This window comes from Rhodobacteraceae bacterium M382 (assembly GCA_025141015.1).
Lineage (GTDB): Bacteria > Pseudomonadota > Alphaproteobacteria > Rhodobacterales > Rhodobacteraceae > Aliisedimentitalea > Aliisedimentitalea scapharcae.
Map to the genome: position 1 here is coordinate 2,549,247 of CP081098.1, position 25,206 is coordinate 2,574,452.

At 56.7% G+C, this 25,206-nt stretch carries 23 protein-coding genes and 1 tRNA gene; 15 read left to right on the plus strand and 9 right to left on the minus strand.

Annotation, left to right across the window (positions count from 1 at the left end; translation table 11 throughout):
- Positions 1-68 precede the first annotated feature (68 nt).
- Positions 69-830 carry a phosphoribosylaminoimidazolesuccinocarboxamide synthase gene (locus K3727_11925; protein ID UWQ89534.1) on the minus strand — a complete coding sequence of 254 codons (762 nt, stop codon included), beginning with the start codon at positions 828-830 and terminating at the stop codon, positions 69-71.
- Positions 831-993: 163 nt separating this feature from the next.
- On the opposite strand from K3727_11925, the gene K3727_11930 reads away from it, so the two are divergent.
- Both K3727_11930 and bmt read left to right on the plus strand, forming a co-directional pair.
- Positions 994-1,311, plus strand: a complete 318-nt coding sequence (locus K3727_11930; GenBank protein ID UWQ89535.1) for a DUF1476 domain-containing protein — start codon at positions 994-996, stop codon at positions 1,309-1,311.
- A gap of 758 nt (positions 1,312-2,069) precedes the next feature.
- Positions 2,070-3,095: a betaine--homocysteine S-methyltransferase gene (gene bmt, locus K3727_11935; protein ID UWQ89536.1), complete on the plus strand. Its 1,026-nt coding sequence runs from the start codon at positions 2,070-2,072 to the stop codon at positions 3,093-3,095.
- A gap of 75 nt (positions 3,096-3,170) precedes the next feature.
- On the opposite strand, the gene K3727_11940 is transcribed toward bmt, so the two are convergent.
- Entirely contained in the window at positions 3,171-4,250 is a 1,080-nt protein-coding gene (locus tag K3727_11940) for a PA0069 family radical SAM protein (protein UWQ89537.1), read from the minus strand.
- A 227-nt stretch (positions 4,251-4,477) separates the two neighbouring features.
- Here K3727_11940 and K3727_11945 point away from each other — a divergent pair, with 227 nt between their 5' ends.
- Both K3727_11945 and K3727_11950 read left to right on the plus strand, forming a co-directional pair.
- Positions 4,478-5,176, plus strand: a complete 699-nt coding sequence (locus K3727_11945) for a B12-binding domain-containing protein (GenBank protein UWQ89538.1) — start codon at positions 4,478-4,480, stop codon at positions 5,174-5,176.
- A 1-nt stretch (position 5,177) separates the two neighbouring features.
- A complete protein-coding gene (locus tag K3727_11950) occupies positions 5,178-5,906 on the plus strand; it encodes a DUF1638 domain-containing protein (protein UWQ89539.1) in 729 nt (242 codons plus the stop codon).
- A 72-nt stretch (positions 5,907-5,978) separates the two neighbouring features.
- On the opposite strand, the gene K3727_11955 is transcribed toward K3727_11950, so the two are convergent.
- On the minus strand, positions 5,979-6,389 hold the full coding sequence (locus K3727_11955; protein UWQ89540.1) for a SufE family protein: 411 nt from the start codon (positions 6,387-6,389) through the stop codon (positions 5,979-5,981).
- Between the two features lie 119 nt (positions 6,390-6,508).
- On the opposite strand from K3727_11955, the gene K3727_11960 reads away from it, so the two are divergent.
- On the plus strand, positions 6,509-7,048 hold the full coding sequence (locus K3727_11960; protein UWQ93356.1) for a hypothetical protein: 540 nt from the start codon (positions 6,509-6,511) through the stop codon (positions 7,046-7,048).
- Between the two features lie 186 nt (positions 7,049-7,234).
- Here the strand turns inward: K3727_11960 and rnd are convergent, their stop codons facing one another.
- The 3 genes from rnd to purM form a co-directional block, all read right to left on the minus strand.
- Positions 7,235-8,392 (minus strand): ribonuclease D, encoded by a 1,158-nt coding sequence (gene rnd / locus K3727_11965; GenBank protein UWQ89541.1) that lies wholly within the window; start codon positions 8,390-8,392, stop codon positions 7,235-7,237.
- 130 nt (positions 8,393-8,522) lie between these two features.
- Entirely contained in the window at positions 8,523-9,122 is a 600-nt protein-coding gene (gene purN / locus K3727_11970) for a phosphoribosylglycinamide formyltransferase (GenBank protein UWQ89542.1), read from the minus strand.
- Positions 9,119-10,165, minus strand: coding sequence for a phosphoribosylformylglycinamidine cyclo-ligase (purM, locus tag K3727_11975; protein UWQ89543.1), 1,047 nt, complete (start codon positions 10,163-10,165; stop codon positions 9,119-9,121). The genes purN and purM overlap by 4 nt, the downstream gene beginning before the upstream one ends.
- A gap of 107 nt (positions 10,166-10,272) precedes the next feature.
- Between purM and K3727_11980 the strand changes: the two genes are divergently transcribed.
- Positions 10,273-10,348, plus strand: a tRNA-Ile gene (locus tag K3727_11980).
- Positions 10,349-10,652: 304 nt separating this feature from the next.
- Here the strand turns inward: K3727_11980 and K3727_11985 are convergent.
- Positions 10,653-11,678, minus strand: a complete 1,026-nt coding sequence (locus tag K3727_11985) for a helix-turn-helix domain-containing protein (GenBank protein ID UWQ89544.1) — start codon at positions 11,676-11,678, stop codon at positions 10,653-10,655.
- Between the two features lie 205 nt (positions 11,679-11,883).
- On the opposite strand from K3727_11985, the gene K3727_11990 reads away from it, so the two are divergent.
- The 9 genes from K3727_11990 (at position 11,884) to K3727_12030 (ending at position 19,190) form a co-directional block, all read left to right on the plus strand.
- The gene (locus tag K3727_11990) at positions 11,884-13,125 is read left to right on the plus strand and encodes a dipeptidase (GenBank protein ID UWQ89545.1); all 1,242 of its coding nucleotides are present in this window, start codon (positions 11,884-11,886) and stop codon (positions 13,123-13,125) included.
- Between the two features lie 23 nt (positions 13,126-13,148).
- The gene (locus K3727_11995; protein UWQ89546.1) at positions 13,149-13,664 is read left to right on the plus strand and encodes a FixH family protein; all 516 of its coding nucleotides are present in this window, start codon (positions 13,149-13,151) and stop codon (positions 13,662-13,664) included.
- Entirely contained in the window at positions 13,654-14,826 is a 1,173-nt protein-coding gene (locus tag K3727_12000) for a hypothetical protein (GenBank protein UWQ89547.1), read from the plus strand. Before K3727_11995 ends, K3727_12000 begins: the two co-directional genes overlap by 11 nt.
- 15 nt (positions 14,827-14,841) lie before the next feature.
- On the plus strand, positions 14,842-15,237 hold the full coding sequence (locus K3727_12005) for a hypothetical protein (GenBank protein UWQ89548.1): 396 nt from the start codon (positions 14,842-14,844) through the stop codon (positions 15,235-15,237).
- Positions 15,238-15,340: 103 nt separating this feature from the next.
- Entirely contained in the window at positions 15,341-16,399 is a 1,059-nt protein-coding gene (locus K3727_12010; GenBank protein UWQ89549.1) for an amidohydrolase family protein, read from the plus strand.
- Between the two features lie 120 nt (positions 16,400-16,519).
- On the plus strand, positions 16,520-16,699 hold the full coding sequence (locus K3727_12015) for a Xaa-Pro dipeptidase (protein UWQ93357.1): 180 nt from the start codon (positions 16,520-16,522) through the stop codon (positions 16,697-16,699).
- A 63-nt stretch (positions 16,700-16,762) separates the two neighbouring features.
- The gene (locus K3727_12020; protein ID UWQ89550.1) at positions 16,763-17,026 is read left to right on the plus strand and encodes a DUF3302 domain-containing protein; all 264 of its coding nucleotides are present in this window, start codon (positions 16,763-16,765) and stop codon (positions 17,024-17,026) included.
- The gene (locus K3727_12025) at positions 17,023-17,946 is read left to right on the plus strand and encodes an efflux RND transporter periplasmic adaptor subunit (GenBank protein UWQ89551.1); all 924 of its coding nucleotides are present in this window, start codon (positions 17,023-17,025) and stop codon (positions 17,944-17,946) included. Before K3727_12020 ends, K3727_12025 begins: the two co-directional genes overlap by 4 nt.
- Complete coding sequence (locus K3727_12030) at positions 17,928-19,190, plus strand: carbohydrate porin (GenBank protein UWQ89552.1); 1,263 nt, start codon at positions 17,928-17,930, stop codon at positions 19,188-19,190. The genes K3727_12025 and K3727_12030 overlap by 19 nt, the downstream gene beginning before the upstream one ends.
- A 192-nt stretch (positions 19,191-19,382) precedes the next feature.
- Here the strand turns inward: K3727_12030 and K3727_12035 are convergent, their stop codons facing one another.
- Complete coding sequence (locus K3727_12035) at positions 19,383-23,267, minus strand: amino acid adenylation domain-containing protein (GenBank protein ID UWQ89553.1); 3,885 nt, start codon at positions 23,265-23,267, stop codon at positions 19,383-19,385.
- A gap of 339 nt (positions 23,268-23,606) precedes the next feature.
- Positions 23,607-25,082: a DUF1254 domain-containing protein gene (locus K3727_12040; GenBank protein ID UWQ89554.1), complete on the minus strand. Its 1,476-nt coding sequence runs from the start codon at positions 25,080-25,082 to the stop codon at positions 23,607-23,609.
- Between the last annotated feature and the right edge of the window lie 124 nt (positions 25,083-25,206).

The window sequence follows — 25,206 nt, forward strand, 5'->3', positions numbered from 1 at the left end:
CAGGTTGGGCCGTCGACAGGCCCCTATTGCCAAAAATAATCCGGCATCCGATCCGGATGCCGGGACAGTCAGTTGATCAGAGTCGGTTTGGTCATCGGTGTGGCCGAATTCGGCATCACGCCCAGACGGCGTGCGACTTCGGAATAGGCATCGGTCAGGCTGCCCAGATCGCGACGGAACACGTCCTTGTCCAGCTTCTGGCCGGTTTCCTTGTCCCACAGACGGCAGCTGTCGGGGCTGATTTCATCAGCAATCACCAGACGCTGGAAGTCGCCATCGTAGATCCGGCCAACTTCGATCTTGAAGTCGATCAGCTTGATACCCACGCCGAACATCACTCCGGACATGAAATCGTTGACCCGCAATGCCAGGCTCAGGATATCGTCCATATCCTGTTGGCTGGCCCAGCCAAAGGCGGCGATATGTTCTTCGGAGACCAAAGGATCGCCCAGCGAGTCGTCCTTGTAGCAATATTCCACGATCGGGCGCGGCAATTGGGTGCCCTCATCAATTCCCAAGCGTTTGGACATGGATCCTGCGGCAAAGTTGCGCACGATTATTTCCAACGGAATGATCTCGCAGCTGCGCACCAACTGTTCGCGCATGTTCAGACGTTTCAGAAAATGGGTCGGCACCCCGATCTGGCCCAAACCGTTCATGAAATATTCAGACAGCAGGTTGTTCAGGACACCCTTGCCGTCAATCACATCTTTCTTTTCGGCGTTGAACGCGGTGGCATCGTCCTTGAAATACTGCACGATCGTGCCCGGTTCCGGACCTTCATACAGGATTTTGGCTTTGCCTTCGTAGATCTTATTGCGACGTGCCATGGGCAACCCTTCCAAAACCAGCCGGGCGATGAGTCCCCGGACTTTGCCGCTCTCATAGTGCAAGGGCCGCAGTGTCGCAAGCGTAGCACAGCCTCTTGCGGTTCGCGCTATCCGAAGGCATATCTGAATAAGAAGAACGACTTTGCCAAAGGGGCGCAACCCAATGACCACTTTTGACGACCGCGAATCCGCATTCGAAGCCAAATTTGCCCATGACGAAGAGATGCAGTTCAAGGCACAAGCCCGCTGCAACAAACTCCTCGGCCTATGGGCCGCCGAATTGATGGGCAAATCCGGTGACGACGCAGAAGCCTATGCCAAGACCGTCGTGATTGCCGATTTCGAGGAAGCCGGCCATGAAGATGTCGTGCGCAAGATCACAGCAGATCTCGAAGGCAAGGTGACCTCGGATGAAATCCGCGCCAAACGGGCCGCGTTGCTGCCAACCGCCAAGGACCAGATCCTGACGGAAACGGATTGATCTTTTGTCGCCAGACAATTGAAAACATTGACACCTCGCGCATCTGCCGCGAGGTGTTTTTCTTTGCCGCCACACCAGATGCGGCACCAACAGAGCGACCATTGCGACGCGCTTGGACGCACAGTCACGGCGGCACGGCCGACGGTTGTGTGCAGGGATTGCATTCAGCGCATTGAATGATCTGCTCGACGGGTTCAGTGCCATGACGGCATCACCGCCCCCCCGATCGACGCCTGAAGACCGCAGGAGACCAAGTGCAAGGCAACCCGCTTGGACCGTGGACTGATCCAGTCATTTTGAATGTCCAGGCGCACACTCCGAAATCGCCGCGCCCCCAATGGATTCCCTGTTGTTTTCTGACCGAGGTCGGAAGCGGACCAACTGAATCACGCTCCATCGATGTCATTTCAGAATTCTGACCCGGTTTTTGGCTGTAATTCCGCGGCAAATGTGAAATGCGGGTCGCACCCTGCCCCAAACACCCCCGGATGCCACAGGGAGTGATTCCCAACACCCTCTGCTATTTCCCGCGCATCTTTTGGCGGGGTCAGTGTTGCGCCATGTCACCGGACAAGCGCCAATCAGACCGGAGGCCAAGGCCCCGCCCCACCCCGATTCGTCTTTCCTAGGGTCACAGGGGGACGCTGATCTCATAATCATGATGAAAAAAATGAAATTGCACAGCTCACGCATCCGTGACAAATCGGGCCCGTAACCCATGGGTGACATGTGCCCAGATGCTGCAGGACGGATCGACAATGACCAATGCTTTCGCAGACCTACTGGCCAGCAAGGATGTTTTGCTGGCAGATGGTGCAACCGGCACCAATCTATTCAACATGGGCCTGCAATCTGGCGACGCCCCAGAATTGTGGAACGTCCAGGAGACTGCCAAAATCACCGCGCTGTATCAGGGGTCGGTCGACGCAGGAAGCGACCTGTTCCTGACCAACACCTTTGGCGGCACGGCTGCCCGCCTGAAATTGCATGACGCCGACAAACGCGTGCGCGAACTGAACAAGGCCGGTGCAGAATTGGGTCGGAATGTCGCTGATCGGTCCGAACGCAAGATCATCGTGGCTGGGTCGGTCGGACCGACCGGTGAAATCATGCTGCCTGTGGGCGAACTGTCGCACGAGCTGGCCGTTGAAATGTTCCACGAACAGGCCGATGGTCTCAAGGAAGGCGGCGTCGATGTTCTGTGGCTGGAGACGATTTCGGCCCCCGAAGAATATCGTGCAGCCGCCGAAGCGTTTGCGCTGGCAGATATGCCTTGGGTTGGCACCATGAGCTTTGACACAGCCGGGCGCACCATGATGGGGGTCACATCGGCTGACCTGGCGCAGCTGGTCGAAGATTTTTCCAACAAGCCGCTGGCTTTTGGTGCCAATTGCGGCACCGGCGCATCGGATATTCTGCGCACGGTTCTGGGGTTTGTGGCCCAAGGCACTGAACGCCCGATCATTTCCAAAGGAAACGCCGGTATCCCGAAATATGTGGATGGCCATATTCACTATGACGGCACCCCCGAATTGATGGGTGAATATGCGGTGATGGCCCGCGATTGCGGAGCCAAGATCATCGGGGGCTGCTGTGGCACCATGCCAGAACACCTGCGGTCCATGCGCGAAGCGTTGGATACACGGTCGCGCGGCGAGCGCCCCACTCTGGAACAGATCACCCAGGTTCTGGGCCCATTCACCTCGGCGTCGGACGGCACCGGCGAAGACGCCAAATCCGATGATGACAGCCGCCGTGGGCGTCGCGGACGCCGCCGCGCCTGATTGCGTCTCTGTCTGACCCCATTTCCCCCGGCCCAAACAACAGGTCGGGGGTTTTTCGTTCTGCGGCCCCTGCCGTTAGAATAATGATAGCTGATCACCGGCCTGCGGAGGCCGTGCAAACAGATCACAGCGCAAATCAGGCACCTTGTTGTCCAACCCCAGCCGCCGCGCAGCTGCAACAAACCGTTGGGCTATCATTTCAGCATAATGCCCCTGACCGCGCATCCTGTGGCCCCAGCGGGGGTCATAATCCTTGCCCCCATGCATTTCGCGCAGTCGTGCCATGACCCGATCCGCGCGATCCGGCACATGTTCCGCCAGCCACTCCTGCCACAGCACCGACACTTCACGCGGCAGGCGCAGCATGATCCAGCTGGCCGCATCCGCGCCCGCAGCACTGCCCGCTGCCAACAAGGCCTCAAGCTCGTGATCTGTCAGCGCGGGTACCACCGGTGAGGCCATCAGGCGCACCGGGATCCCTGCGTCGCTCAGGGCACGTATTGTCGCCAGCCTGCGCGTCGGGGTCGGTACACGAGGCTCCATCCGGCGGGACAGATCCGGATCCAGCGTGGTCACCGACACCCCCACCCGCACCAACCCACGCGCAGCCATTGGGGCCAATATGTCAATGTCACGTTCAATCAGCGCGCCCTTGGTCACAATCGCGACCGGATGATTGAAGTCTGACAACACCTTGAGACACGCGCGCGTTATCGCCCGCTGCTTTTCAATCGGTTGATAGGGATCAGTGTTCGTCCCGATGGCCAACGCACGCACCTTGTATCCGACCCGTCCCAGTTCCTGGCGCAGCACTTGGGGCGCATTGGGGCGAGCGATCAGCCTGGTTTCAAAGTCCAATCCGGGTGACAATCCCAGATAAGCATGGGTCGGCCGGGCAAAACAATAGACACAGCCGTGTTCGCAGCCGCGATATGGGTTGATCGAACGGTCAAATGGCAGATCCGGCGATTTGTTATACGTGATCAGGCTCCGCGCGACCTCATCCTGAACCGACGTTTTGATCGGTGCGAGATCTTCATCACGCTCCCAACCGTCGTCTACGCCCAGCCGTTCCAGATCAAACCGACCCGACGCGTTTGTCACCGCGCCTCGGGCGCGGCGGCGTTCCTGCACTATATGAGAATCCATTTCCATGGCTCAAACTTACGACAATACCGGGAACAAATAAAGAACATCCGGTAAAATTCACCATGTCCTGCGAAATCAGAACACCAAAGTGTACATTTTTTAACAGCGAGGTCGGTAGCAGCTTCGGCTATGTCGCAAATATTGCAGTTCCCTCACGCGCTTCTGGCAAAAAGGTTCGAAATCAACAGACAACCCCCGGGGACGCCCCGCCCAGTCTTAGAGGAATTACGCCCATGTCGGAAGAAGAAGACATCATCCTGTCGGAACTGGACGACGAAGAACTTGTCCAACAGATGTTCGACGACCTGTATGACGGTCTCAAGGAAGAGATCGAAGAAGGCGTTAACATTCTGCTCGAACGCGGTTGGGAACCCTATGAAGTTCTGACCAAAGCGCTGGTTGGTGGCATGACCATCGTGGGTGCCGACTTCCGCGATGGCATTCTCTTCGTCCCCGAAGTTCTGCTGGCTGCAAACGCGATGAAGGGCGGCATGGCCATCCTGAAGCCGCTGCTGGCCGCAACCGGTGCCCCGCGCGTCGGATCCATGGTGATCGGCACCGTCAAAGGCGACATCCACGACATCGGTAAAAACCTGGTGTCGATGATGATGGAAGGCGCAGGCTTTGAAGTGGTCGATCTGGGCATCAACAACCCGGTCGAAAACTACCTGGAAGCTCTGGAAGAGCACAAACCCGACATCCTGGGTATGTCCGCCCTGCTGACCACAACAATGCCCTACATGAAGGTCGTGATCGACACCATGATCGAACAGGGCAAGCGCGACGATTACATCGTTCTGGTCGGTGGTGCACCGCTGAACGAAGAATTCGGCAAAGCCATTGGTGCCGACGCCTATTGCCGCGACGCCGCTGTGGCCGTGGAAACTGCCAAAGAGCAGGTTGCACGTCTGCACAACCGCGCGAGCGCCTGATTTGGCACGAAAAGGAAGAGCAGCCCGCCTGGAAGGTCGGGCTGCCTTTCGCCCTCCCACCGGGCGAACACTCGAAGAAGAGTCGCTGACGGAACAGGGGCTTGCCGCTCCTGAACGTAAAACCGGACGTATCCTGTTGATCGCCTGCGGCGCGCTCGCCCGCGAGATCCTGGATATCAAACAGGCCAACCAGCTCGACCATATCGACCTGACATGCCTGCCCGCAAAATTGCACCTCTATCCCGAACAAATCACGCTCTCGGTCGAAGAGGCGGTGAAAAAACATGCCCGTGTCTATGATACGATCCACGTGGTCTATGCCGATTGTGGCACCGGCGGAGAGCTGGAACGTAAATGTGCCGAGCTGGGTGTCGAAATGATCCAGGGACCGCATTGCTATTCGTTTTTCGAAGGCAATGAGAAATTCGCCGAAATTTCTGACGGAGGCGAAATAACCGCATTCTATCTGACCGACTTTCTGGCCAAGCAATTCGATGCGTTTATCTGGAAACCCATGGGCCTGGACAAGAACCCGGAACTGCGGGACATGATTTTTGGAAATTACACCAAACTTGTCTATCAATCCCAGATCCGGGATCCGGCGTTGATAGACAAGGCGCGCGCCTGCGCCGAGCGAATGGGGCTCGACTTCGAACACCGCCACACCGGCTATGGGGATCTGGAACCGGCTCTGACGCGCTGGAACAGATCCGCGTCTTCATCTGGCTAAAAATATCCCGGGGGGAACAGTGAAGCTTCAGCTTCAATGTGGGGGGCAGCACCCCCCGATGCTGGCCCGAGTTCAGGCGTGTTCCGCAGCCACATCCCGGATGCGCTCGATCATCGAGCGGACCCCGTTCGATCGCTGCGCCGACAGATGTTCATTCAATCCCAACCGCCCCAGTTCGGCCCGCGCATCGACCTGTCCGATTTGGGCCACCGGAACCCCGTTGTACAGCGCCCGCAGAACCGAAATCAGTCCCCGCACGATCAGCGCATCGCTGTCGCCATCGAACCGAAACACCCCGCCTTCGACAATGGGGTGCAACCAGACCTGGCTGGCACATCCATGCACTTTGGTGGCAGGCACCTTCAATGCCTCATCCAACGGTGCCATTGCCTTGCCCTGGTCAATCACATGCCGATAGCGATCTTCCCAGTCTTCCAGAAACTCAAAGTCTTCAACGATCTCTTCAAAGGCTTGCGTCGCCATTTTCCGCCCTCTGGTTGGTCTCGCTCAGACCTAGGCCGGACACAGGTTCATTTCAACCGCTTTTCAACGCCGCCCGGATGCGGTAACCCAAAGCTGGGCAATTAAGAATGGCGGGCATGATGCGCATTTCTGTGACACTCCTTCTGATTTCAACTCTGGTCCTGTCCAGCTGTGGATCCTGGCAAACCTCGAACGCCAACCCGCGCAACTGGTTTGGACGATCAAATTCCATCCCCGCCGACACCGAGGTCGGAGGCGAACCGTTGCTATTGACGGAGACAAATCCGCTGTTGCCAGCCAATGGTGGCAAGGGACTGTTTTCCAGACCAGAACCAGAAGACGTGTCACAGAGTGTCGAAACCATCACCAGTCTCAAGATCGAACGCACCCCAACAGGGGCCATCATCTATGCTACGGCGTTGGCCAGCCGTCAGGGAGCCTTTGCAGCGGGTTTACTGTTGCAGGAACCCGACGAGGACGCGCCTTCCGTTATGACGTTGTCCTTTCGGGTGAACTATCCGGCCAACCCCACCCCGGTCGGGTCTGACCGGACCCGTACCGTACACGCGGCCTATAGCATCACGCATCAACAGCTGGCACAGATCCGCACGGTTCGGGTCGAAGGGGCCCAGAATGCACGGGAATCCCGGCGCCAGTAATCGCGGCACCGGTTGACCGGACCCACGAAACTGGGGTTGGGCCTTTGGTGTGACCGCTCTGCCCGCCCTGGTAGGCTGACATCTTAGACCACGCCATGTCCGTTGGACGCCCACCCCATGTCCGCCCCGGCTTTCGCCAGACCTGATCCCCGGACTATGATGGGCTATGGTCCAAAATGTCGGCTGTCAGAGTTCTACGACCCGCACGGTTTGACCTTTGGCCGCCAGCGCAATCTCTCCATTGCACAGGCGCAGGGCCTCGTTGCCAAAAACTTCACGCCGCCATCCCGACAACGCCTGAACATCGCGCAATCCGGCGGCGATGGCGTCCAGATCCGCACTGTTGGCGATCAGCTTGGCCGCAACACCCGCATGTTCTGTCTTGGCCTTGAGCAGAACCCGCAAAAGATCGGCCAACGCCGGGTTCACCTGGAGCTTTTCCCGGGAGGTATCGGGTTTGGGCAAATTTTCAGGTGTACAATCCACACCGCGTTTGACTGCCGCCAGAATGCCTTCGGCGATGATGCCCTTGCGGGCTTCGCGAAGCAGCAGACGCGATCCACCGAGATCAGATTGCGTTGCAGGTTTGGTCGAGGCCAGTTCTACCAGCGCGTCATCCTTGAACACCCGGTTGCGTGGCACATTGTTGGTCTGGGCGTGCGCTTCGCGAAACGCCGCCAGTTCGCGCACCACTGCCAGGAACCGACCTGAATTGGTCCGGGTCTTGACCCGCCGCCAGGCTTCTTCGGGTTGAATGTCATAGGTGCCGGGGTTGGTCAGAACCTTCAGTTCTTCGGCCACCCAGTGTGACCGCCCGCTTTTCTCCAGATCCGCAGCCAGAAATTCATAGATCCGGCGCAGATGGGTCACATCGGCCAGCGCATAGTTCTTTTGCGCGTCTGTCAGCGGTCGGCGCGACCAATCGGTAAATCGGGACGTCTTGTCCAGCGGCTGGCGCACGATCTTTTTGACCAGGGTTTCATAGCCGACCTGTTCACCAAACCCACAGACCATTGCCGCGACCTGGGTATCAAACAACGGTGTCGGAAAGACACCGGCATCCACCCAGAAGATTTCCAGATCCTGACGCGCCGCATGAAAGACCTTGACCACGGATTCATTGCGGAACAGATCGTACATCGGTTCCAGCGACAGCCCGTCGGCCAGCGGGTCGATCAGCACCGCGTTTTCATTCCCCTCACCCGGATAGGCCATCTGGATCAGGCAGAGTTTCGAATAATAGGTCCGTTCGCGTAAAAACTCGGTATCCAAAGTCACATAGGGGTGTTTGGCCGCCTCAAGGCAAAAGGCTTCCAGGTCTTGCGTCGTTGTCAGAGTTTTCATGCAAATTTTCTTTGTCTGCTTCAGGCTTGTTGTGAACCCTGCGGTATCAGCAGCGCCCGTTCCTTCCGTGATACGCAATCGCGGGAGCGTTTGCAAACCGGGTCCAGTGTCGCGCCCGTGACCAAGCGGTTCAGCCCAGAAGAACGGGCGTTTTATCGCCCATGGCAAACCGGCGTAACACGGCCGGATACAGGCGATGTTCATAGCCCAGAACCCGGGCCGCCAGCGTATCAGGCGTGTCCTCTGCCAGAACCGGAACCCGCGCCTGACCCAGAATCGGACCATCGTCCAATGCCGGTGTTACTTCGTGCACTGTACAGCCATGTTCCGCGTCTCCGGCTTCGAGCGCACGGGCATGCGTGTTCAGCCCCTTGTATTTGGGCAATAACGACGGGTGGATGTTCAGCATCCGACCTTGAAACTGGGACACGAATCCCCCCGTCAACACCCGCATGAACCCGGCAAGACAGACGATGTCGGCCCCGGCCTCCAAAATGGGTTTGACCAGTTCGGCCTCAAACGCGGCGCGATCGCCTTTGAACGGTCGATGATCGACAACGGCCGTCGCAACGCCCGCGGCAGCGGCCTTGTTCAGGCCGCCCGCATTGGCATCATTCGAGAGTACCAGACAAGGACGCGCCGGGTGATCGCCAGTCATGCTTTCGACCAGCGACACCATGTTCGACCCGCCTCCGGAAATCAGGATCGCGACGCGTTTAGGCGCTGTCACAGCAGGGTACCCGAATAGCGCATCCCTGCGCCCGCGGTCACGGTCCCCAGACGGGATACGGTTTCACCCTCGCCCTCAAGCAGCTCAACCAGCGCATCGGCGCGATCCGCCGAGACAGACAGGATCATGCCCATGCCGCAGTTGAACGTTTTCAACATCTCGGATTCGACAATCCCACCGGTGGCGGCCATCCATTTGAACACGCCTGGCAGCTCCCAGGCATTCAGGTCGATGTCGGCACCCAGATCATCCGGCAGAACACGGGGCAGATTCTCAGTCAGTCCGCCACCTGTAATATGAGCCAGCGCATGCACGCCCCCTGCCCGCACGGCCGCCAGCGCCTGTTTCACATACAGCCGAGTCGGTGTCAGCAGCACCTCACCCATTTTTCCGTCGGCGAACGGGCAGTCATCATCCCAGCCCAGCCCGGATACTTCGACCAGTTTACGCACCAGCGAATAACCGTTGGAATGCACCCCATCCGAGGCCAACCCCAGCAGAACGTCGCCTTCGACCACACCGTCGGGCAGCGCAGTGCCGCGCTCCATCGCGCCAACCGAAAACCCGGCCAGATCAAAATCACCTTCGGGATACATACCCGGCATTTCCGCTGTCTCGCCGCCAATCAGCGCACAGCCAGAGCGCACACAGCCTTCGGCAATGCCTTCGATGATGCGGGCAGCGGTTTCTGTTTCCAGCTTGCCGGTGGCGAAATAGTCAAGAAAGAACAAGGGCTCGGCACCCTGGCACACCAGATCATTGACACACATGGCCACCAGGTCGATGCCGACGCCATCCACCACGCCGGTATCAATGGCAATGCGCAGCTTGGTGCCTACGCCGTCGGTGGCACCCACGAGAATCGGATCCTCGTATCCGGCCGCCTTGAGATCGAACAGCGCCCCAAATCCGCCCAGCCCGCTGGCCACGCCAGACCGATTTGTCCGCTTGGCGGCCGGCTTGATCCGATCCACCAACGCGTTGCCTGCATCAATGTCGACACCCGCTTCGGCATAGGTCATGCCGTTCTTTCCCGCAGTCATAGGCCCATCCTCATTTAAACCTTGCGCGGGGGTTATTCGATTGTGCGCTTTGATGCAACGGTCAGGCTTGACGCGGGCGACATTCATGGTACGCATAGCCCCAAGGTGGGCCTGTAGCTCAACGGTTAGAGCAGAGCGCTCATAACGCTTTGGTTGCGGGTTCAAATCCTGCCGGGCCTACCAATTCACCCATGAATTATATCATAAATCAGCCACTTGCCGGTTGCTTTGGTGCGGTTTGTTCCGTGCCTGTCACCAAAAATCATCGGGGTCAGGTGGTCACGCACCCTCTCTCATGTCAAAATTCCCCGGTACCATGCAGCGATCCCCATCGCCCGGTTTGGCGCGATGCGGCCCGGCTTTCAGATCAGCTGGGTCGCGCTCAAAGGCAAAACCGTGACCCCGGCCCATAGCAAACATGACTGGTCTACATTTGGGCGGATTGCAAACCTGCGCCATGTTTCGCGCCAAAATCTGCACAGCGCTTTTACCTCAACCTATCCCGAGTCGCCGAAGGTGTTTCTCCGGTCCAGCGCTTGTATGCGCGTGAAAAATTTGACGCGTGGGCAAAGCCGGTGGCAAGCGCGATCTCTGTAATGGATAGGTGGCCTTGGGACATTGCAGCGATCGCGTGTTTTCGCCGCTGTTCCTCTAAAATTTCCTTGAAGGAAGTTCCGTGCGAGGACAGCATCCTGCTTAGTGCCTTAGGGTGTACGTGACAGGCCCGAGCCGTTGCCGCCAGGTCCAAATTCGGGTCGCTCATGTGTTCTTCACAGAACTTTTGGACCGTTTTTGGCAAAGTATCATAATCTTCGTGAACCTGATCCTGCTCCCAGTCACTTGATCCCCCTGTATGGCTGAGCAACATCCATTGTGCTGGTATACGAAGTGTCATGCCCATTGCCGAACCTGTGATCAGGGACGACCGGGGCAGCAACCATTCTGGAACAACAGTTTCATCTGCGACCACAGCAAGTACATCGTTGGAGCTCCAAGCATTCCCAACACGTGGCCGAATTTGTTCAACAAGGAGAGCTAAAGTAAGGGCATCCTGCTGGGCTGGGTTGGCGTCAGGTCGGACCCTGCGAGTCATTTTTAAAGTTGCATTTTTCCCATCGTTTTCCAGCCGGTAGTGCGTGGAATTTCCATAAGATCTAACCGACACAAGGAAGCGGTCCAAAAAGCTACCAACCGCTTGCTCAGCGGTCAATTTTTCAGCCAAAGGCCCCATAGCATTCATTGCCATGTCACGCCCAACTGCAGCGCCAACGAAACGGTCACCAAGTCGGTCGGTTATCTCATCGATCACTTCATAGACTGCTTTTACAGGTATTTGCCTGTCAAAGTCTGTCTTGATGGCGCTCGAAATCTGCAAGTCTTCCAACAGAAGGTCCAAATCCCCTCCGTGCCGTTCAAAATAATGAAGAAATGGCATTAAAAGCGCGGCGCGGACCAGCAAGGGGGCAGTGTTAGGCATTCTTCCAAGGTAACCAATTGCAAAGGGATGCGCCATTCATTGTGGGACCGAATTGTGCTGTTTCTGTTCCCCAAAGATAGGACGCATCCGGCAATACTGGCTAATCTCTAATCCCATGGGTCCAACTAAAAAACTGACCCGAATACCGGAAAGACTTTGTCTCGCCGGGATCCGCACTTTTTTGAAATACGATTTTATTGGCTTCAATTGCTAATTGAAGCCGTTCTTCGAGGAGGACAAAATGCCAAAAACACACAAGTTATCGCGCCGAGAACTGCTGGCCATTGCCGCTCAATCTGCTGTTGGGGCATCTTTAATGGGATCAACTGCCTGGGCCCGCGAATTGGATGAATACGGTGGGTTCAGCGGCAACAAGAATTTCAAATATATCAGTGCTCCGGCCACGGTGTATGATTTTGGCCTGACGCCGGAACAAGAAGAGCACGCCAAGGAACTGCACGAGTCCCTGATCATCTTTGATGGCCTGTCGGAATGCACATTCTATCCCGAATTCATCACCAACATGAAACGCGGCGGCGGGACATCGGGCAATTTCTCGATTGGGATTTCGGACATGTTGCGCTGGACCCCGGACACCGTTTTCAAGCCGCAGGAGTGGTGGAGCTGGGAGGCGTTGAACCGGGATTTGGATGCGCTGTATCGCATGATGCATCTGTTTCGGGATGACGCGATGATGACGTTGACGCACGCGGATATTCTGGAGGCAAAAAAGACCGGCAAGGTCGGCTTCATGCCGGGCACGCAGAACACCAAGTTTCTGGATGACGCCGTGAACCGTCTGGACGAGATGCACCGCAAAGGGCTGCGTATCATTCAGATCACCTATAACGCGACCAACGCCGTTGGCGCTGGCAGTGCCGAAGCGCCGGAAAACCGATTTGGTCTCAGTCGTTTGGGTCACATGGTGGTTGAACGGATGAACGAGGTCGGGATGCTGGTCGACACCGGCCACAGTTCGCCTGAAACTCAGATGCGCGCGGCAGAAGTTTCGACCAAGCCCATCGTCATTTCCCATGCGGGGATGTTGTCCAAGGTTAATCAGACACGGGCGACAACGGACGAAGCAATCAGGGCAGTTGCCGACAAAGGTGGCGTGATGGGGGTGATCAGCACACCGACCGCCATTGCAGGAAGCGATAAATGCACCGTCGAGGATATGCTCGATAACGTTGATCACGCGGTGAACATTGCCGGTATCGATGGTGTCGGATTTGGGTCTGATTTTATTATCCCCGCGACCTTCGAACAAATTCTGTCGGCCCCCGAATGGGACGAGGAAGTCGTCGCAAACATCGGTGAGTTCGAGGTCTGGCCCTGGTCCGACGGCCACGTCGGTTGGGAGAATAACTCGGCCTATCCGAACATGACGCGCGGCCTGATCAAGCGTGGATATTCGGATGAGGACATCGCCAAGATCATGGGAGGAAACTTCCTGCGGGTCATCAAAGACACCATCGGGTAACCCAACGGAAAAGGAGACCGGAGGTGCCCTGCCCCTCTGGTCAGCTCAACATCATGCGTTGGTTGATCCTGCTTATACTCTCAATCTTTGCCCTGCCGGAGACGGCAGGCGCGATGGATGCGATTGGCAAACTACGCCGAGAGCGCCCAGAGGATCTGGACACCGCAACGACGGTGACCACCCGATATGGAACGCTACAGGCGTCTTACGAGACCGATTTCCTGGACGTCCCGCTGAATGGCGTGCATTCGTGGCGTTTGTCATTGCAGGACAAGCAGGGCCAGCCTGTCAGCGGTGCATACATCGACCTGACAGCGGATATGCCCGAACATCTGCATGGCATGACCACCTCCCCTTTGGTTCAGGAGACCGATGCCCCAGGCGTCTATCTTGTTCGTGGAATGAATTTCCACATGCCAGGCTACTGGGAGGTCACTCTGGACATCACCGGAGCAGGCAGCCGCCATTTGTTGCGTTTCAATGTGATTGTGGGTGAAAACCTATGCGCGCCGGACAAGGACCGTGTGGATGAGAGCTGAACCTTCCGCATCGTCGAGAGCAATCTGGCTCTTGCTGGCAGCTATCTGCTTGTGTGCGGTTCTTTCGAACCGGAGCAACGCCGCAGAAACCGAATTCACGGATTGGACCCCACGGGAACTGGCCCTGATCCAATCCCTGTCCTTGTCGCAACTGCCGCCTCCGCCACTTTCACCTTCCAACCGTTTCGCCGACAATCCAAGCGCCGCGTCGCTGGGGCGTGCGATCTTCAACGACGCCCGGTTCAGCGCCAACGGCAAAGTCAGCTGTGCGACCTGCCACCGGCAGGACTATGGCTTTACCGATGATCTGCCCCGGGGTCTCGGGATTGGCGTTGCCAACCGTCGCACCATGCCGATTGTCGCAATGGCCTATCAGAAATGGTTCTTTTGGGATGGTCGCGCGGACTCTCTCTGGTCGCAAACACTTGGCCCGCTGGAAAACCCGGTGGAGCATGGAATTGACCGGCATCAGGTTCAACAGCTTGTCTCGCTCCACTACTCTGCCCCCTATCGGCAGGTGTTTGAAGGCGACCCGACAAGTCAGCCGGTCAACCAAGTCTTTGCAAACACCGGAAAAGCGCTGGCAGCACATGTTCGCACATTGATGCCACAAACAACCCGGTTTGATTATTATGCCGATACGTTGCCAGGCCAGACCAACGGAACCGACATCCTGACCAGATCCGAAAAGCGCGGTCTGTGGTTGTTTGTCGGCCAAGCCAAATGCGTCAATTGCCACAATGGCCCCATGCTTACGAACGGAGAGTTCCATCACTCAGGAACCCCTGCAAGCGGAGAGCCGGATCCGGGACGGGGCGCGGCCTTTGACGCACTTGAAGCCACAGAGTTTGGGTTCTTCGGAAAATGGAGCGATGCAGACCCGGACGTGGACGGCGATCACATCCGTTTTTTGGACCGGGACACCCACAAATATGCGGGTACGTTCAAAACCCCTTCGTTACGTGGCGTGGCCGACCGGCCCCCTTACATGCACACCGCAACATTCACCACGCTGGCACAGGTCCTGAACAACTACCGCACCGTGTCCGGATCGCCGCTCGCGGATGAGATTTTCCACGGGGGTCTGAGCGATCGGGATCTGATCGATCTGGAGGCGTTCCTGGGAACCTTGTCGTCAAACTCCAACCAAATTCACAACTAGTTTAGGAGAAATTCAATGAAAATGACGGCTCTGGTGACTGCGTTCTCACTCCTCGCGACCACGGCAAGTGCCGAAGGAACAACCCGGTATATGCTGGAAGGCATTGCCGAACCCGCCACCTGGGGCGCCATTATTGCAAACCCTCAGGACCGAGGCCCCAATGCCGCGACGCTCATGAACGCCGCTGGATGTGAGCTGATCGACTACTACTTTGGGATGTACAACTACAAAAGCTACGTCGTCATCCAGTGCCCCAAGTCAGTCGATATCAGCCCAATTCAAATGATTATGTTCGGCGCCGGAACCGTCGACACGGCAACAGCTACACCAATTGTGACCACCGCGGAAATGGTTGACGTAGCCCGGGCGGCCCAAGAGATTTCAGGCGCCTATGGCGGGCCAAGCGAGTAAGCAACGCACCCGGCCAGCAAGCGGCAAGACACTGAGCACGCCTTTTTCCCGAATATCATACGAAGAGAAAAACCTATTAAATATAACATCCTGGAGAATTGATATGATGATGAAGGCACTAACGGTTTCTGCGTTTTCCTTCGCCGCGACGATCGCCTTGGCACAGGATGAGCCAGCGCAGACATTGTTTACGAACGTCAATGTATTCGATGGCGTCAATGACGGGTTCCTCGAAAACGCAAACGTGTTGGTTGAGCGAAACCTGATCAAGACCGTCTCGACCGCTGAAATTAGCGCAGGCGGCGCGACTGTCATCAACGGCGACGGGCGCACATTGATGCCCGGCCTGATGGATATGCATACGCATTTATCAATTGTCAGGGAGTTATCAACGGCGCGTCACGAGCTGAGCCCTCTTGCACATGGCGCAATTGCGATGAAGCGGGCTGAAGGCATGCTGATGAATGGGTTTACCACTGTCATGGACGTCGGCGGGTCGGCGATTTATCTAAAGGACCTGATCGACGGAGACGCCGGTTTTTTGGGGCCGCGCATCTATTCCGCCGAGGCCTTCATTACGCAAACTAACGGGCATGGGGATTTTCGCACGCGGATGGAATACAACCCCAACAATTCCGGAGGTATTAAAAGTTGGTATGAATACTACACGGCTTGCATTGCCGACGGCGTCACCGAAATCCGGCGCTGTGGCCGAGAGAACTTTCGCAAAGGTGCGACCCATTTGAAGATGATGGTCGGTGGCGGTGTTTCCAGCAGGTTTGATCCGCTGCACGGCTTGCAAGGCTCACCCGAGGAAATTGCGGCAGCTGTGGAAGTGGCGCGAAACATGAAGACATTTGTTACCGTGCACGCATACTCCGATGAATCCGTTCGAATGGCCGTTGAGGCCGGTGTTCCGCATATTCTTCACGCGCCACTGATCACCGAAGAGACTGCCAAGTTGATGGGTGAAAAGGGCGTTTATATGCAGCCAAATCTGGAAGCGGTTCTCGGGCTTTCAGAAGAGAATGCAGCAGCGTTTCTATCACCGGCAAGCTTTGCCAAGTGGAAATCGATCTACGATGAATACCCTGTCGCCATGGAGGCAGCGATCAAGCATGGGGTGAAAATCGTATTTGGCACCGACCTTCTGGCTGAGTGAAATCAAACCCTCGGATTCGACAAGACTGCGGCCCTCGAATTGCTGCAACTAGAGAAATACCTTGGCGCGGCTGGTGCGCTTCGGGCGGCAACGTCAACAGCAGCAGAGATCATTGACCTTATGGGACCAAATGATCCCTATCAGGAAGGTGCAAAAGGTGTCGTCGCCGAAGGTGCCTATGCTGATCTACTTTTGGTCGACGGCAACGTTTTGGAAGACCTTGCGCTTTTGACTGACCCGGACAAGAACCTTGTCGTGATCATGAAAGATGGCGTGATTTATAAGAACACCTTGAACTAAGGTGTCTCTGGCAGGCGGCGCGAACCGCCTGCTGTACTGGTTTTAAGCAAGGAAGGTCGTTCGATGACAGCACTTGATTACATTGCCATTGGCATGATCCTGTTCATGGTAGGTCTCGGGATTGGGGTTTTTGTGTTTCTGGGCGGGTGGCCTGGTCGGGTGGCGGCGCAGCGTCGGCATCCCTATCGGGCCGCTGTGTCCGTGGGGGGATGGGTCACTTTGATCGCGGGTGGTGTGTTGTTCCCTCTCGTATTGATCTGGGCCTATGCCGGATCCACAGATGCTGACGTTGCCGCGGCGAACACGGCAGCAGGAGGTGCAGCATGATCCTCTTACTTGTTGGAAGTTACGTTGGCCTCCTTTGGCTGCTGGTCAAAGTAGGTGTCCTGCCAAAGTGGTATGGCTGGATGAAGGTTTCGCCTGTGGTTGTCGGTGTTGTTGCCTTCATGGTCATCTTCCTGCCGCTCAACTGGAACGCGCCGATGGGGGGCACCATGGTTACCGTTGGCTCTGTCGGGATCAAACCCGCCGTTGCCGGGCCGGTGACCGAGGTTGTCGCCAAATCTCGTGTGCCGATTGCCCAAGGTGACGTTCTGTTCGAGATTGAAAAGACGCCTTACACCGCTTCCCTGCAGCAGGCTCAGGCTCAGCTGGCACTGGCTCAGGACCAACTGGCGCGAAAGGAGGAGCTGCTGTCGCGCAACGCGGTCGCCGAGGCCGAAGTCGAATCTCTGCGTGCCAATATGGCGGTGGCCAAAGCCGCCGTGACACTCGCCGAAGTGGATCTGGCAAACACAACCGTACGCGCGCCCTTTGACGGCATGGTTCCCGCCATGACCCTGCTGCCCGGCAACCGGGTCGCCCCGAATGTTGCGGTTCTGGCGTTCCTCGACATCAGCAACCCGGTCATAAACCTGGTCCTGAGCCAGAACCAGATCCGCAACGTCAAACCGGGCCAAAAGGCCGAAGCAGTGTTCAAGTCCTTTCCTGGGCAGACGTTTCAGGGCACCGTGTCGGGATTGTTCCTGTCCTCGCCCGATGCCGAGTATGATCTGAATGGCGCCACACCCGAAGTGCCGACTATCACCGATACGACCTATGTCGTGGTGCTGGATCTGGACACCCATGGGCAGACCCTGCCGCCGGGGTCTTCGGGTCAGGGGCTGGTTCTGACCGATCAGGGCGCAAAGTTCCAGTTCATCAATCAGCTGACCCTGCGCATGACAACATGGATGAACTTCTTCTGATGTGGCACCGGATAGCATCGACTGCCTTGGTGGCAAGTTTTGCTTCAACTTCGGTTGCTCAGGACACGGGCGCGCGGGGTCGGCTTGAGGCCGCCGCGACAGCGTCGATTGGTGGCCCTGCGAGCGCGGAAGCACAGCAGGAACAGGACCGGCTGCGCAGGCAACAAACCTCACGATGGCCCGGATTTGATCGCACCATTGATCCAGCTGAATCCTGGAAAGAACGACTTGGGAAGAACACCGGCCTTGCCCTGTCATTTGACTATCAGGCGCTCTACCAGAGCGCCAACAGCTCCGTGTCAGGTGTCGATGACGGCGCCGCCGGACAGGCCCGGATTCTGGGCACATGGACGTTGGCAGATCGAGGCGGCACCAACCCCGGCAGCTTCGTGTTCATTCTGGAAAACCGTCACAAACTAGGTCTGGACCAGACACCTGCCGGTCTGGCCGGAGATATTGGCTATGTCGGGCTGACCGGTTTGACATTCGGCGATACAGGCAACAGCCTGTCCGTTGCCTATTGGTCTCAGTCGATCATGGGCGGGCGCGGCGGCATCGTTGCGGGCCGGATTGATCCGGGCGACTACACCGACGTTCTCGGCTACGTGAACCCCCGCACCGGCTTTCAGAACTTTGCCATCAATTACAATCCCGTCCTGACAATCCCTGACCCCGGCTTTGGGATCGGGGGCGGCGTTTACCTGACCGACCAGATCTATGTGCTCGGGGTCGTCTCGGATGCAAATGGTTCCTTGACGGATGTTGACTGGTTCCCCGGCGGTGCCGAGTTCTACAAATACGCTCAGATCGGCTGGACCCCGGCCCGCAATCAACGCTACCTGACCAATGTCCATCTTGGCGCCTATCACATCGACGCCCGCGCGGACAAAGGCCTGCCATCCAGTTCGGGTGTTGTCCTGTCCGGCAACTACACCTTTGAAAACGACCTGATGGTGTTTGGTCGACTGGGCTGGTCCGATGGCAACGACCCGATTGCCAAACGCGGCGCGTCCGGCGGGTTGATCTGGCGACCGGGGTTCTATGACGACCTGATTGGCATCGCGGCCACATGGGCGGAACCGGTGACGGTGGGGTTGGACAATCAAACCACGTTCGAAGCATTCTATCGGTTGGACATATCGGATAATCTGGCCCTGACGGCCGACGTGCAGTACATTAAAAATCCGGGACTGAATTCAGATGACCCGCTGGTGTTTGGTCTCAGGCTTCGCTTCAATCTTTAACGCCGTTGCTGGGACTGCCTGTCGCGACCGGTGGCTGATTTACAGGAATTCGACACAAGCAAGGTTAAGCGAGCGTTCAAACAAATGTCGAGTTTAGGCTAGCAGCCGTCATGGGTCGCAAATTGGACCAAAGGCGGCTGTAGGCCGCATTGGTCGCGACAGATTGGCCAACCGAAAAAATGCTGCACGCTATCAACTTCTTTCCATAACCTTTTGGATACGCTCGGAAAGAACCTGAATATGCGGTTCTAGAAACATGGATAGATGACCACCGGGCACGTCTATTACCTCATATCCGGCCGCCGCGACCGAGCTCCACCCAAGCCCTGTTGCCCGCGAAACCGGGGTATCAAGAAAATTGGTTTCGGAGCGGAAAATCGTAATCGGAACATTTAGCGGGCTTGGAACATAGGTCTTCACCGCAAGCTCATTGGACGCAATGAATTCGTGCACCGTCATGGGGCTGGTTCCCGCGTTCGTTTGGGCGGCACGATGAATTCGTTTGGCGACAAAGAAATTGCGGATGTCGTAAATTCGGGCGCGCATGAACTGAACGGGATAGCTGAACCCCGCGGCTCTGACGCTTTTGAGATGGGCCAATTGCCGACGCCAGCCTGTCGCTTCGTCACGTCCATCCGGGCCAGCTGCGTCAAAGAACATCAACCGGCGCACATCCCGACCGCTATCGACCAATTGCCGTGCCAGTTCGAACGCCATGTAACTGCCCAGCGAAACGGCCATCAGGTACAGAGGAACATCCGGCAAATGCCGATTGATGTCTTCGCAATACCGTCGGGCCGTAAATTCAATTCCCGTCGGCGTGTTTTCATCAAGCGAGCCAACAGACACACCCAGAACAGGTTGGTCAGAGCCAAGATATTTCGACATCGGTCGAAAGTAATCTTCCTTGCCCCCCAGAATATGAATGGCCAAAGCTGGCGGACGACTGCCATTTGGCTGAATGGGAATGATGTGTTTTGACCCAAGGCTACCGGTTTTGAGGATTTTCACCAATTGTCGTGGAGTCGGGTTGTTCTGAAAATCGGTGATCGACAGGCGGCTACCCGCCAGTTTTTCCAACCGTCCAATCAATTCCACAGACAACAGCGAATGCCCACCCAGATCATAAAAGCTTTGATCCGGGCCTATGGTTTCGCGTCCCAGCACACGCGCCATCGCCTTGGCGATGTCAGCCTCCATTCCGATGGCAGGCGGACCGGATTCGGCGTATGTTTGGTCCGGCATGTTCGGTTGTGGCAAACTGGATCTGTCAATTTTCCCACCCGCAGTTCTGGCGAACTCGGGTACAAACACCAATTCAGGGCGCATGTGCATCGGCAGTCTCATGGCCATTTCACGGTCAAGCGTGGAGCAATCCGGCGTTTCCCCGGGGTCGTCGGTCGTAAACCAGGCGACCAGCCGGGCAGATGGTGTGTTTTCGTTCAAAACGCCGACCAGCGCGCGATAGGACGGATCAATCGTTTCTATGACGCGTTCCACATGGGCGGGATCAATTCGAAAGCCCCGCACCTTCAGCTGGCGGTCCTGACGTCCAATGAACCTTAGATTTCCGTCCCTGCGCCATTGGGCAAAATCGCCACTTCTGTAAATCCGCCCGTGGCCGGAAAAGGGGTCATCCAGAAACCCACGCGCATTTTCCTCTGGTCGCCCGATATAGCCAGACGCAATTGCGTCCCCCCCAATCACCAATTCACCCACGGCGCCCATTGGTGCCAGACTGCCATCCGCAGCCACAATATAGGTGGTCGCATGTGCCGTGGGGCGTCCGATCGGAACTTCGCTAACCGATTGCGCCGACCCTGTGTCAGCCTCGTAGAGTGTGCAGGTAATTGTGGTTTCGGTCGGCCCATAGCCGTTCAACCAGCGCACGTCCGGCACCGCCTTCAGCCAGGCGGCCAGGCTTTGCGGTTTGACCTGTTCACCCCCGACGATCACCAGGCGCAAACTGTCAGGCATGGATTTGTCACCATCGCTCAGATACCCGGTCAAGACAGACCAGAACGCGGTGGGCAGATTCAGAACCGTCACCCTCAGAGTGGTACAGCAGTCGACAAAGACAGATGTCGATTGCGCCATTTTATCCGAGCGCAAAACCAGAGTCGCCCCCGACATCAAGGTTACAAACACCTCTTCGAGCGCGACATCAAACGACAGGCTGGCGAATTGGAGAACCCGATCGCTTTTGGTCATCATGAATTCGCGGCTCAACGCGTCGATATGCGACAACAGGTTGTGCCGGCTGACCTGAACACCCTTTGGGGTTCCGGTCGACCCGGATGTGTAGATCACATACGCGCGGTCTGTCGGGTCACCCGATGGCAAGGGCAACGGCTCACCTGGCGCGGGTTGTGTCGGGGCAATCACCGGCAGAGACGTCTCCGCCCCTTCGTTTGCAATAACTGCAACTGCGCCACTGTCCGACAGCATGAAAGACCGCGCGGCGGATGGATAAGACGGGTCAACGGGCAAAAAGGCAGCACCGGTTTTTAGAACCGCCAGCACCGCAGTAACAAAATCCGCAGACCGTTCCAGCTGGACCGCCACGACATTGCCCGTGCCCACCCCTTTGAGCCGGAGCGCATGGGCCAGCGCGTCAGAGCGATGATCCAGTTCGCCATAAGAGACAACGTCGGTTTGATCCGCGGTTTCAATGGCAATGGCATCCGGGCAACCTATGGCGACGGATTTAAACTGGCGAACCAGGCAGGTCTGTTGATCCGTAACGGAAATCTCCGGTCTGGCCAGCGCCATCAGAGACGTTAGTTCGTCTTGGGCCAACATTTTCAGCGCGCCGATGGGTGTTGTCGCCTGTGCGTTTGTCATCGCGTCCAACAGCCGTAAAAAGCTGTCGAACAAACGGCGCGCGACGCCATTTGGGATCACCGAGGGGTCGAATTCGAAAAGGAACCTCATCCGTGAGCCACCATAGGCCGCCAGGGTCACGGGCAACCCGCCTTCCTCGCGCAGGTCGATCCGCGGTGACGGGCTGAAATCTGTGTCGGCAACAACCATCTGTTCCAGGCCAGAGCGTTCGAACATGACCAGACTTTGGAACAAAGGCTGGCTCCCATGCACGCCGCTCCATTTGCGCAACATATCCATCGGAGTTTGTTCGAAACGATGCAGGGCCAGCGTATCGCCGCGCAATTTGGACACAACTTCGCCCAGCGTCACATCCCGCTCTATGCGCATGCGCAAAGGCAAGGAATTGATGAAACACCCGACCGTGTCTTGGATATGTGCAACGCTGTGACGTCCGGACCTGACCGTACCAAATGCAACTTCGTCCCGGCCTTGCCAGCGCGCCAAAACGATACCCCACGCCGCCTGCACAAGATTTGCAGAGGTTCCCCCCGTTTCGATGGCCAGCTCATTCAACCTGTTTGTGGTGATCTCGCTCATGGTCGCATCAAAATGCGCCTTGCGCTGTGAGGAGGCCGTTTCTTCCCCAAGATCAGGCAGTTCCAGAGTTCCAATCGTGTCAAAGTCACTCAGATAAGTTCTGAAATAGTCCTCGGCCTCGCTCTGGAACGGACTATCTGCCTCAAGCGCCTCACAGAACGAACGAAAACTCACCCGCGGAGCTGGCACATCCGCCAGAGACCCGGTTTTGAGATGCACCAGAAATTCCCGCACAATCTGACCGAGACTGCGCCCGTCAACGATTGCGTGATGCACGGTCAGGATCATGACCGATCCGGCCTCGCCAAGCTGTATTAGGTGGACACGCCACGCCGGTTCCGTCCCGATATCGACACCTGCCGTGCGGTCGGCTCGGATAAATTGTTCCAATTTCTCCGGTTGATCGGCTCTTGGGATGTCCTGCCAGAACAGGGTTTCAAGGTTCACGGCAAATTCATCGACAACCCGTTGCCCGGGTGTTTCGCCCTGCCCCCAGTTGAAGACGAGACGCAAGGCGTCATGACGTTCAGCAATCTCCTGCCATGCGGTTCGCACAGCTTGTGGGCAAACTTCCTGATGGTCAAAATGCACAACCACCTGTTCGAGATTCAACCAGGGTTGGTCAGTATCTCTACTCTCGTAGAGCATACTCATTTGCATGGACGTGAGTGGAAACATAATGCGTCGCTGAACAAATTCCTTGGGTTCTATATCGACTAAGCCAATCCGTATCAAAAAACTACTGTGCCGACGCTCAATGTTCTGTGAAACCCGGCTTTTTGGCGTGAAAAACCGATTGTTGCAGGCCTAAAAACCTGCGGGCCCCGTGGCTCGACTTCCCCAACGTCAATAGAACCAGGTCACCCCTACACCCAAAGGGCCGGAACATCCGCCTTTGGAGGGCATGTCCGAGACACAAAACAGGCGGCGCAAATGGCGCCGCCTGCATTCGTTGTGACAGACCCTGCCCGTCAGGCAGAGAAAGGGTTTGGTTCAATTTCCAGCGTCACCACAAGAGCACTCCGCCCCGCTGGTGGCATATTCAACCAATTCGATTTCGCCCGGACGCCATGTCTGATCGAACCAGGGCTCCAACGGGCCATACAGGCGAAAGATCGTATTCCATCCCTTGCCCGGCACGGTCTGGACCCAGTTGCTTTCCTTGCCTTCAGGGGCTGTGGGTGCAAAATAGATATCATAGGACCCATCGTCATTCTGGACGACCCCGGTATCATTGCTGCCAATCGCCGGGAACTGTGCATCTGTCTGCAACATGGACCGGGTCTGGTTGTCATACAGGGTAAACGACCAGAAGTCCTTGGCCGGGACATCTGCCGGGACATTCACCTTGTAGGTTCTGGATCCATCCAACGGATTGCCATTTGAATCAAGGTAGGTAAACGCATACTGAGACCCCTTTCCAACCTTCTTCAACGCCATCGCCGGTGTGATCCCGGTTGCGTAAAAGTGGAAGGCCGCACGGATGTCCTGAACGGTAACACCGTCCAATTCCCATGTATAGGCACCACCCGGGAAGGCCGTCAGCCAATAGCTTTCGCCCGGATACCAATAGAACCGTTCGTCGCGTGGTTTTGAAATGATGGTCTTGACCGTGACAGACCCCGCGCTTGCCGCCGCCTTCAGGATGGCCTGCATCCGCTCATCGGGTTCAAACGGCTGCCCTTTGACAATCCCGATGGCCGCCAGATGGCCCAGCAATTCGGGGCTTTCCCCCATCAGAGGTTCGGCCTGAACAACGGCGTTGATCTCGTCATAGATATGAACATCCATCCGGTGGATGGTATTCAGGTTCTTTCCCGAGGCGTTCACAAAGGTCATCTCGGGCGGCGAGTCCTTTTGCGACAATGGGTAGATACGGAACTGTTCCCGGGTCTGACTGATCGCCAGATCGGTGGTTCCATCCTTTTGATATCCCCGCCAGATCACCCAGTTCCCATAGGTATTGGTGCGGGCGACATGATAGCCTTCGGGCACGTCGCCGTCATAGCCGGGTGGCAAAACCAGAAACTTGCCGCCCTTGCCTTCGTCCGGACCCAGGTTGCCGAAATCAATCACATATTTGAACCAGTGGTCATTGATGAACCCCAGCACATTGGGCGGTGTTTCGATGACCATCGGTTCATCGCCCATTTCCAGCCAGGAGAACATATAAACACTCGTGGTATTGGCAGTCAGGAACAACGCCTTGGAATCCATCAACCCTTCGTACAAGACGGCTGTTGTATTGGCTGGACCAAACTCCAGGATCCCCTTGCGGATGGCATCCATCGACGCAATTTTTGTTCCGTCCAGAAAGGCCTGATAAGCATGGGTGAAATCCAGAAGATTGTATATCTTCTGCGCGGATTCGATGTCCGGCACCCCATCAAAGAAATTGAGGGCTCCCACTCTGGTCTGAATATTATCAGCCGTCGTGATGCCTTCGGGAATTTCTGTCGTCATTTTCATTTTCGGGATTTCTTGTGCCGAAGCGATCCCGGCACTAAAAGCAACCACCAAGGCAGCCGCTCTTCTGCATAATCTCCAATACATTCAATTTCCTCCCTGAATTGTCAGAACCCGTCTGTTTCGG

Bases quoted from the DNA above. Each gene is read 5' to 3' on its own strand.
- K3727_12015 (UWQ93357.1), top strand. From the start codon at position 16,520: ATGGGACCAAATGATCCCTATCAGGAAGGTGCAAAAGGTGTCGTCGCC.
- K3727_11930 (UWQ89535.1), top strand. From the start codon at position 994: ATGACCACTTTTGACGACCGCGAATCCGCATTCGAAGCCAAATTTGCC.
- K3727_12025 (UWQ89551.1), top strand. From the start codon at position 17,023: ATGATCCTCTTACTTGTTGGAAGTTACGTTGGCCTCCTTTGGCTGCTG.
- K3727_11985 (UWQ89544.1), bottom strand. From the start codon at position 11,678: ATGGCGCATCCCTTTGCAATTGGTTACCTTGGAAGAATGCCTAACACT.
- K3727_12000 (UWQ89547.1), top strand. From the start codon at position 13,654: ATGAGAGCTGAACCTTCCGCATCGTCGAGAGCAATCTGGCTCTTGCTG.
- K3727_11990 (UWQ89545.1), top strand. From the start codon at position 11,884: ATGCCAAAAACACACAAGTTATCGCGCCGAGAACTGCTGGCCATTGCC.
- K3727_12005 (UWQ89548.1), top strand. From the start codon at position 14,842: ATGAAAATGACGGCTCTGGTGACTGCGTTCTCACTCCTCGCGACCACG.
- K3727_12030 (UWQ89552.1), top strand. From the start codon at position 17,928: ATGGATGAACTTCTTCTGATGTGGCACCGGATAGCATCGACTGCCTTG.
- K3727_12020 (UWQ89550.1), top strand. From the start codon at position 16,763: ATGACAGCACTTGATTACATTGCCATTGGCATGATCCTGTTCATGGTA.
- bmt (UWQ89536.1), top strand. From the start codon at position 2,070: ATGACCAATGCTTTCGCAGACCTACTGGCCAGCAAGGATGTTTTGCTG.
- purM (UWQ89543.1), bottom strand. From the start codon at position 10,165: ATGACTGCGGGAAAGAACGGCATGACCTATGCCGAAGCGGGTGTCGAC.
- K3727_11955 (UWQ89540.1), bottom strand. From the start codon at position 6,389: ATGGCGACGCAAGCCTTTGAAGAGATCGTTGAAGACTTTGAGTTTCTG.
- K3727_11940 (UWQ89537.1), bottom strand. From the start codon at position 4,250: ATGGAAATGGATTCTCATATAGTGCAGGAACGCCGCCGCGCCCGAGGC.
- K3727_12035 (UWQ89553.1), bottom strand. From the start codon at position 23,267: ATGAGTATGCTCTACGAGAGTAGAGATACTGACCAACCCTGGTTGAAT.
- rnd (UWQ89541.1), bottom strand. From the start codon at position 8,392: ATGAAAACTCTGACAACGACGCAAGACCTGGAAGCCTTTTGCCTTGAG.
- K3727_11960 (UWQ93356.1), top strand. From the start codon at position 6,509: ATGCGCATTTCTGTGACACTCCTTCTGATTTCAACTCTGGTCCTGTCC.
- K3727_12010 (UWQ89549.1), top strand. From the start codon at position 15,341: ATGATGATGAAGGCACTAACGGTTTCTGCGTTTTCCTTCGCCGCGACG.
- K3727_11945 (UWQ89538.1), top strand. From the start codon at position 4,478: ATGTCGGAAGAAGAAGACATCATCCTGTCGGAACTGGACGACGAAGAA.
- K3727_11925 (UWQ89534.1), bottom strand. From the start codon at position 830: ATGGCACGTCGCAATAAGATCTACGAAGGCAAAGCCAAAATCCTGTAT.
- K3727_12040 (UWQ89554.1), bottom strand. From the start codon at position 25,082: ATGAAAATGACGACAGAAATTCCCGAAGGCATCACGACGGCTGATAAT.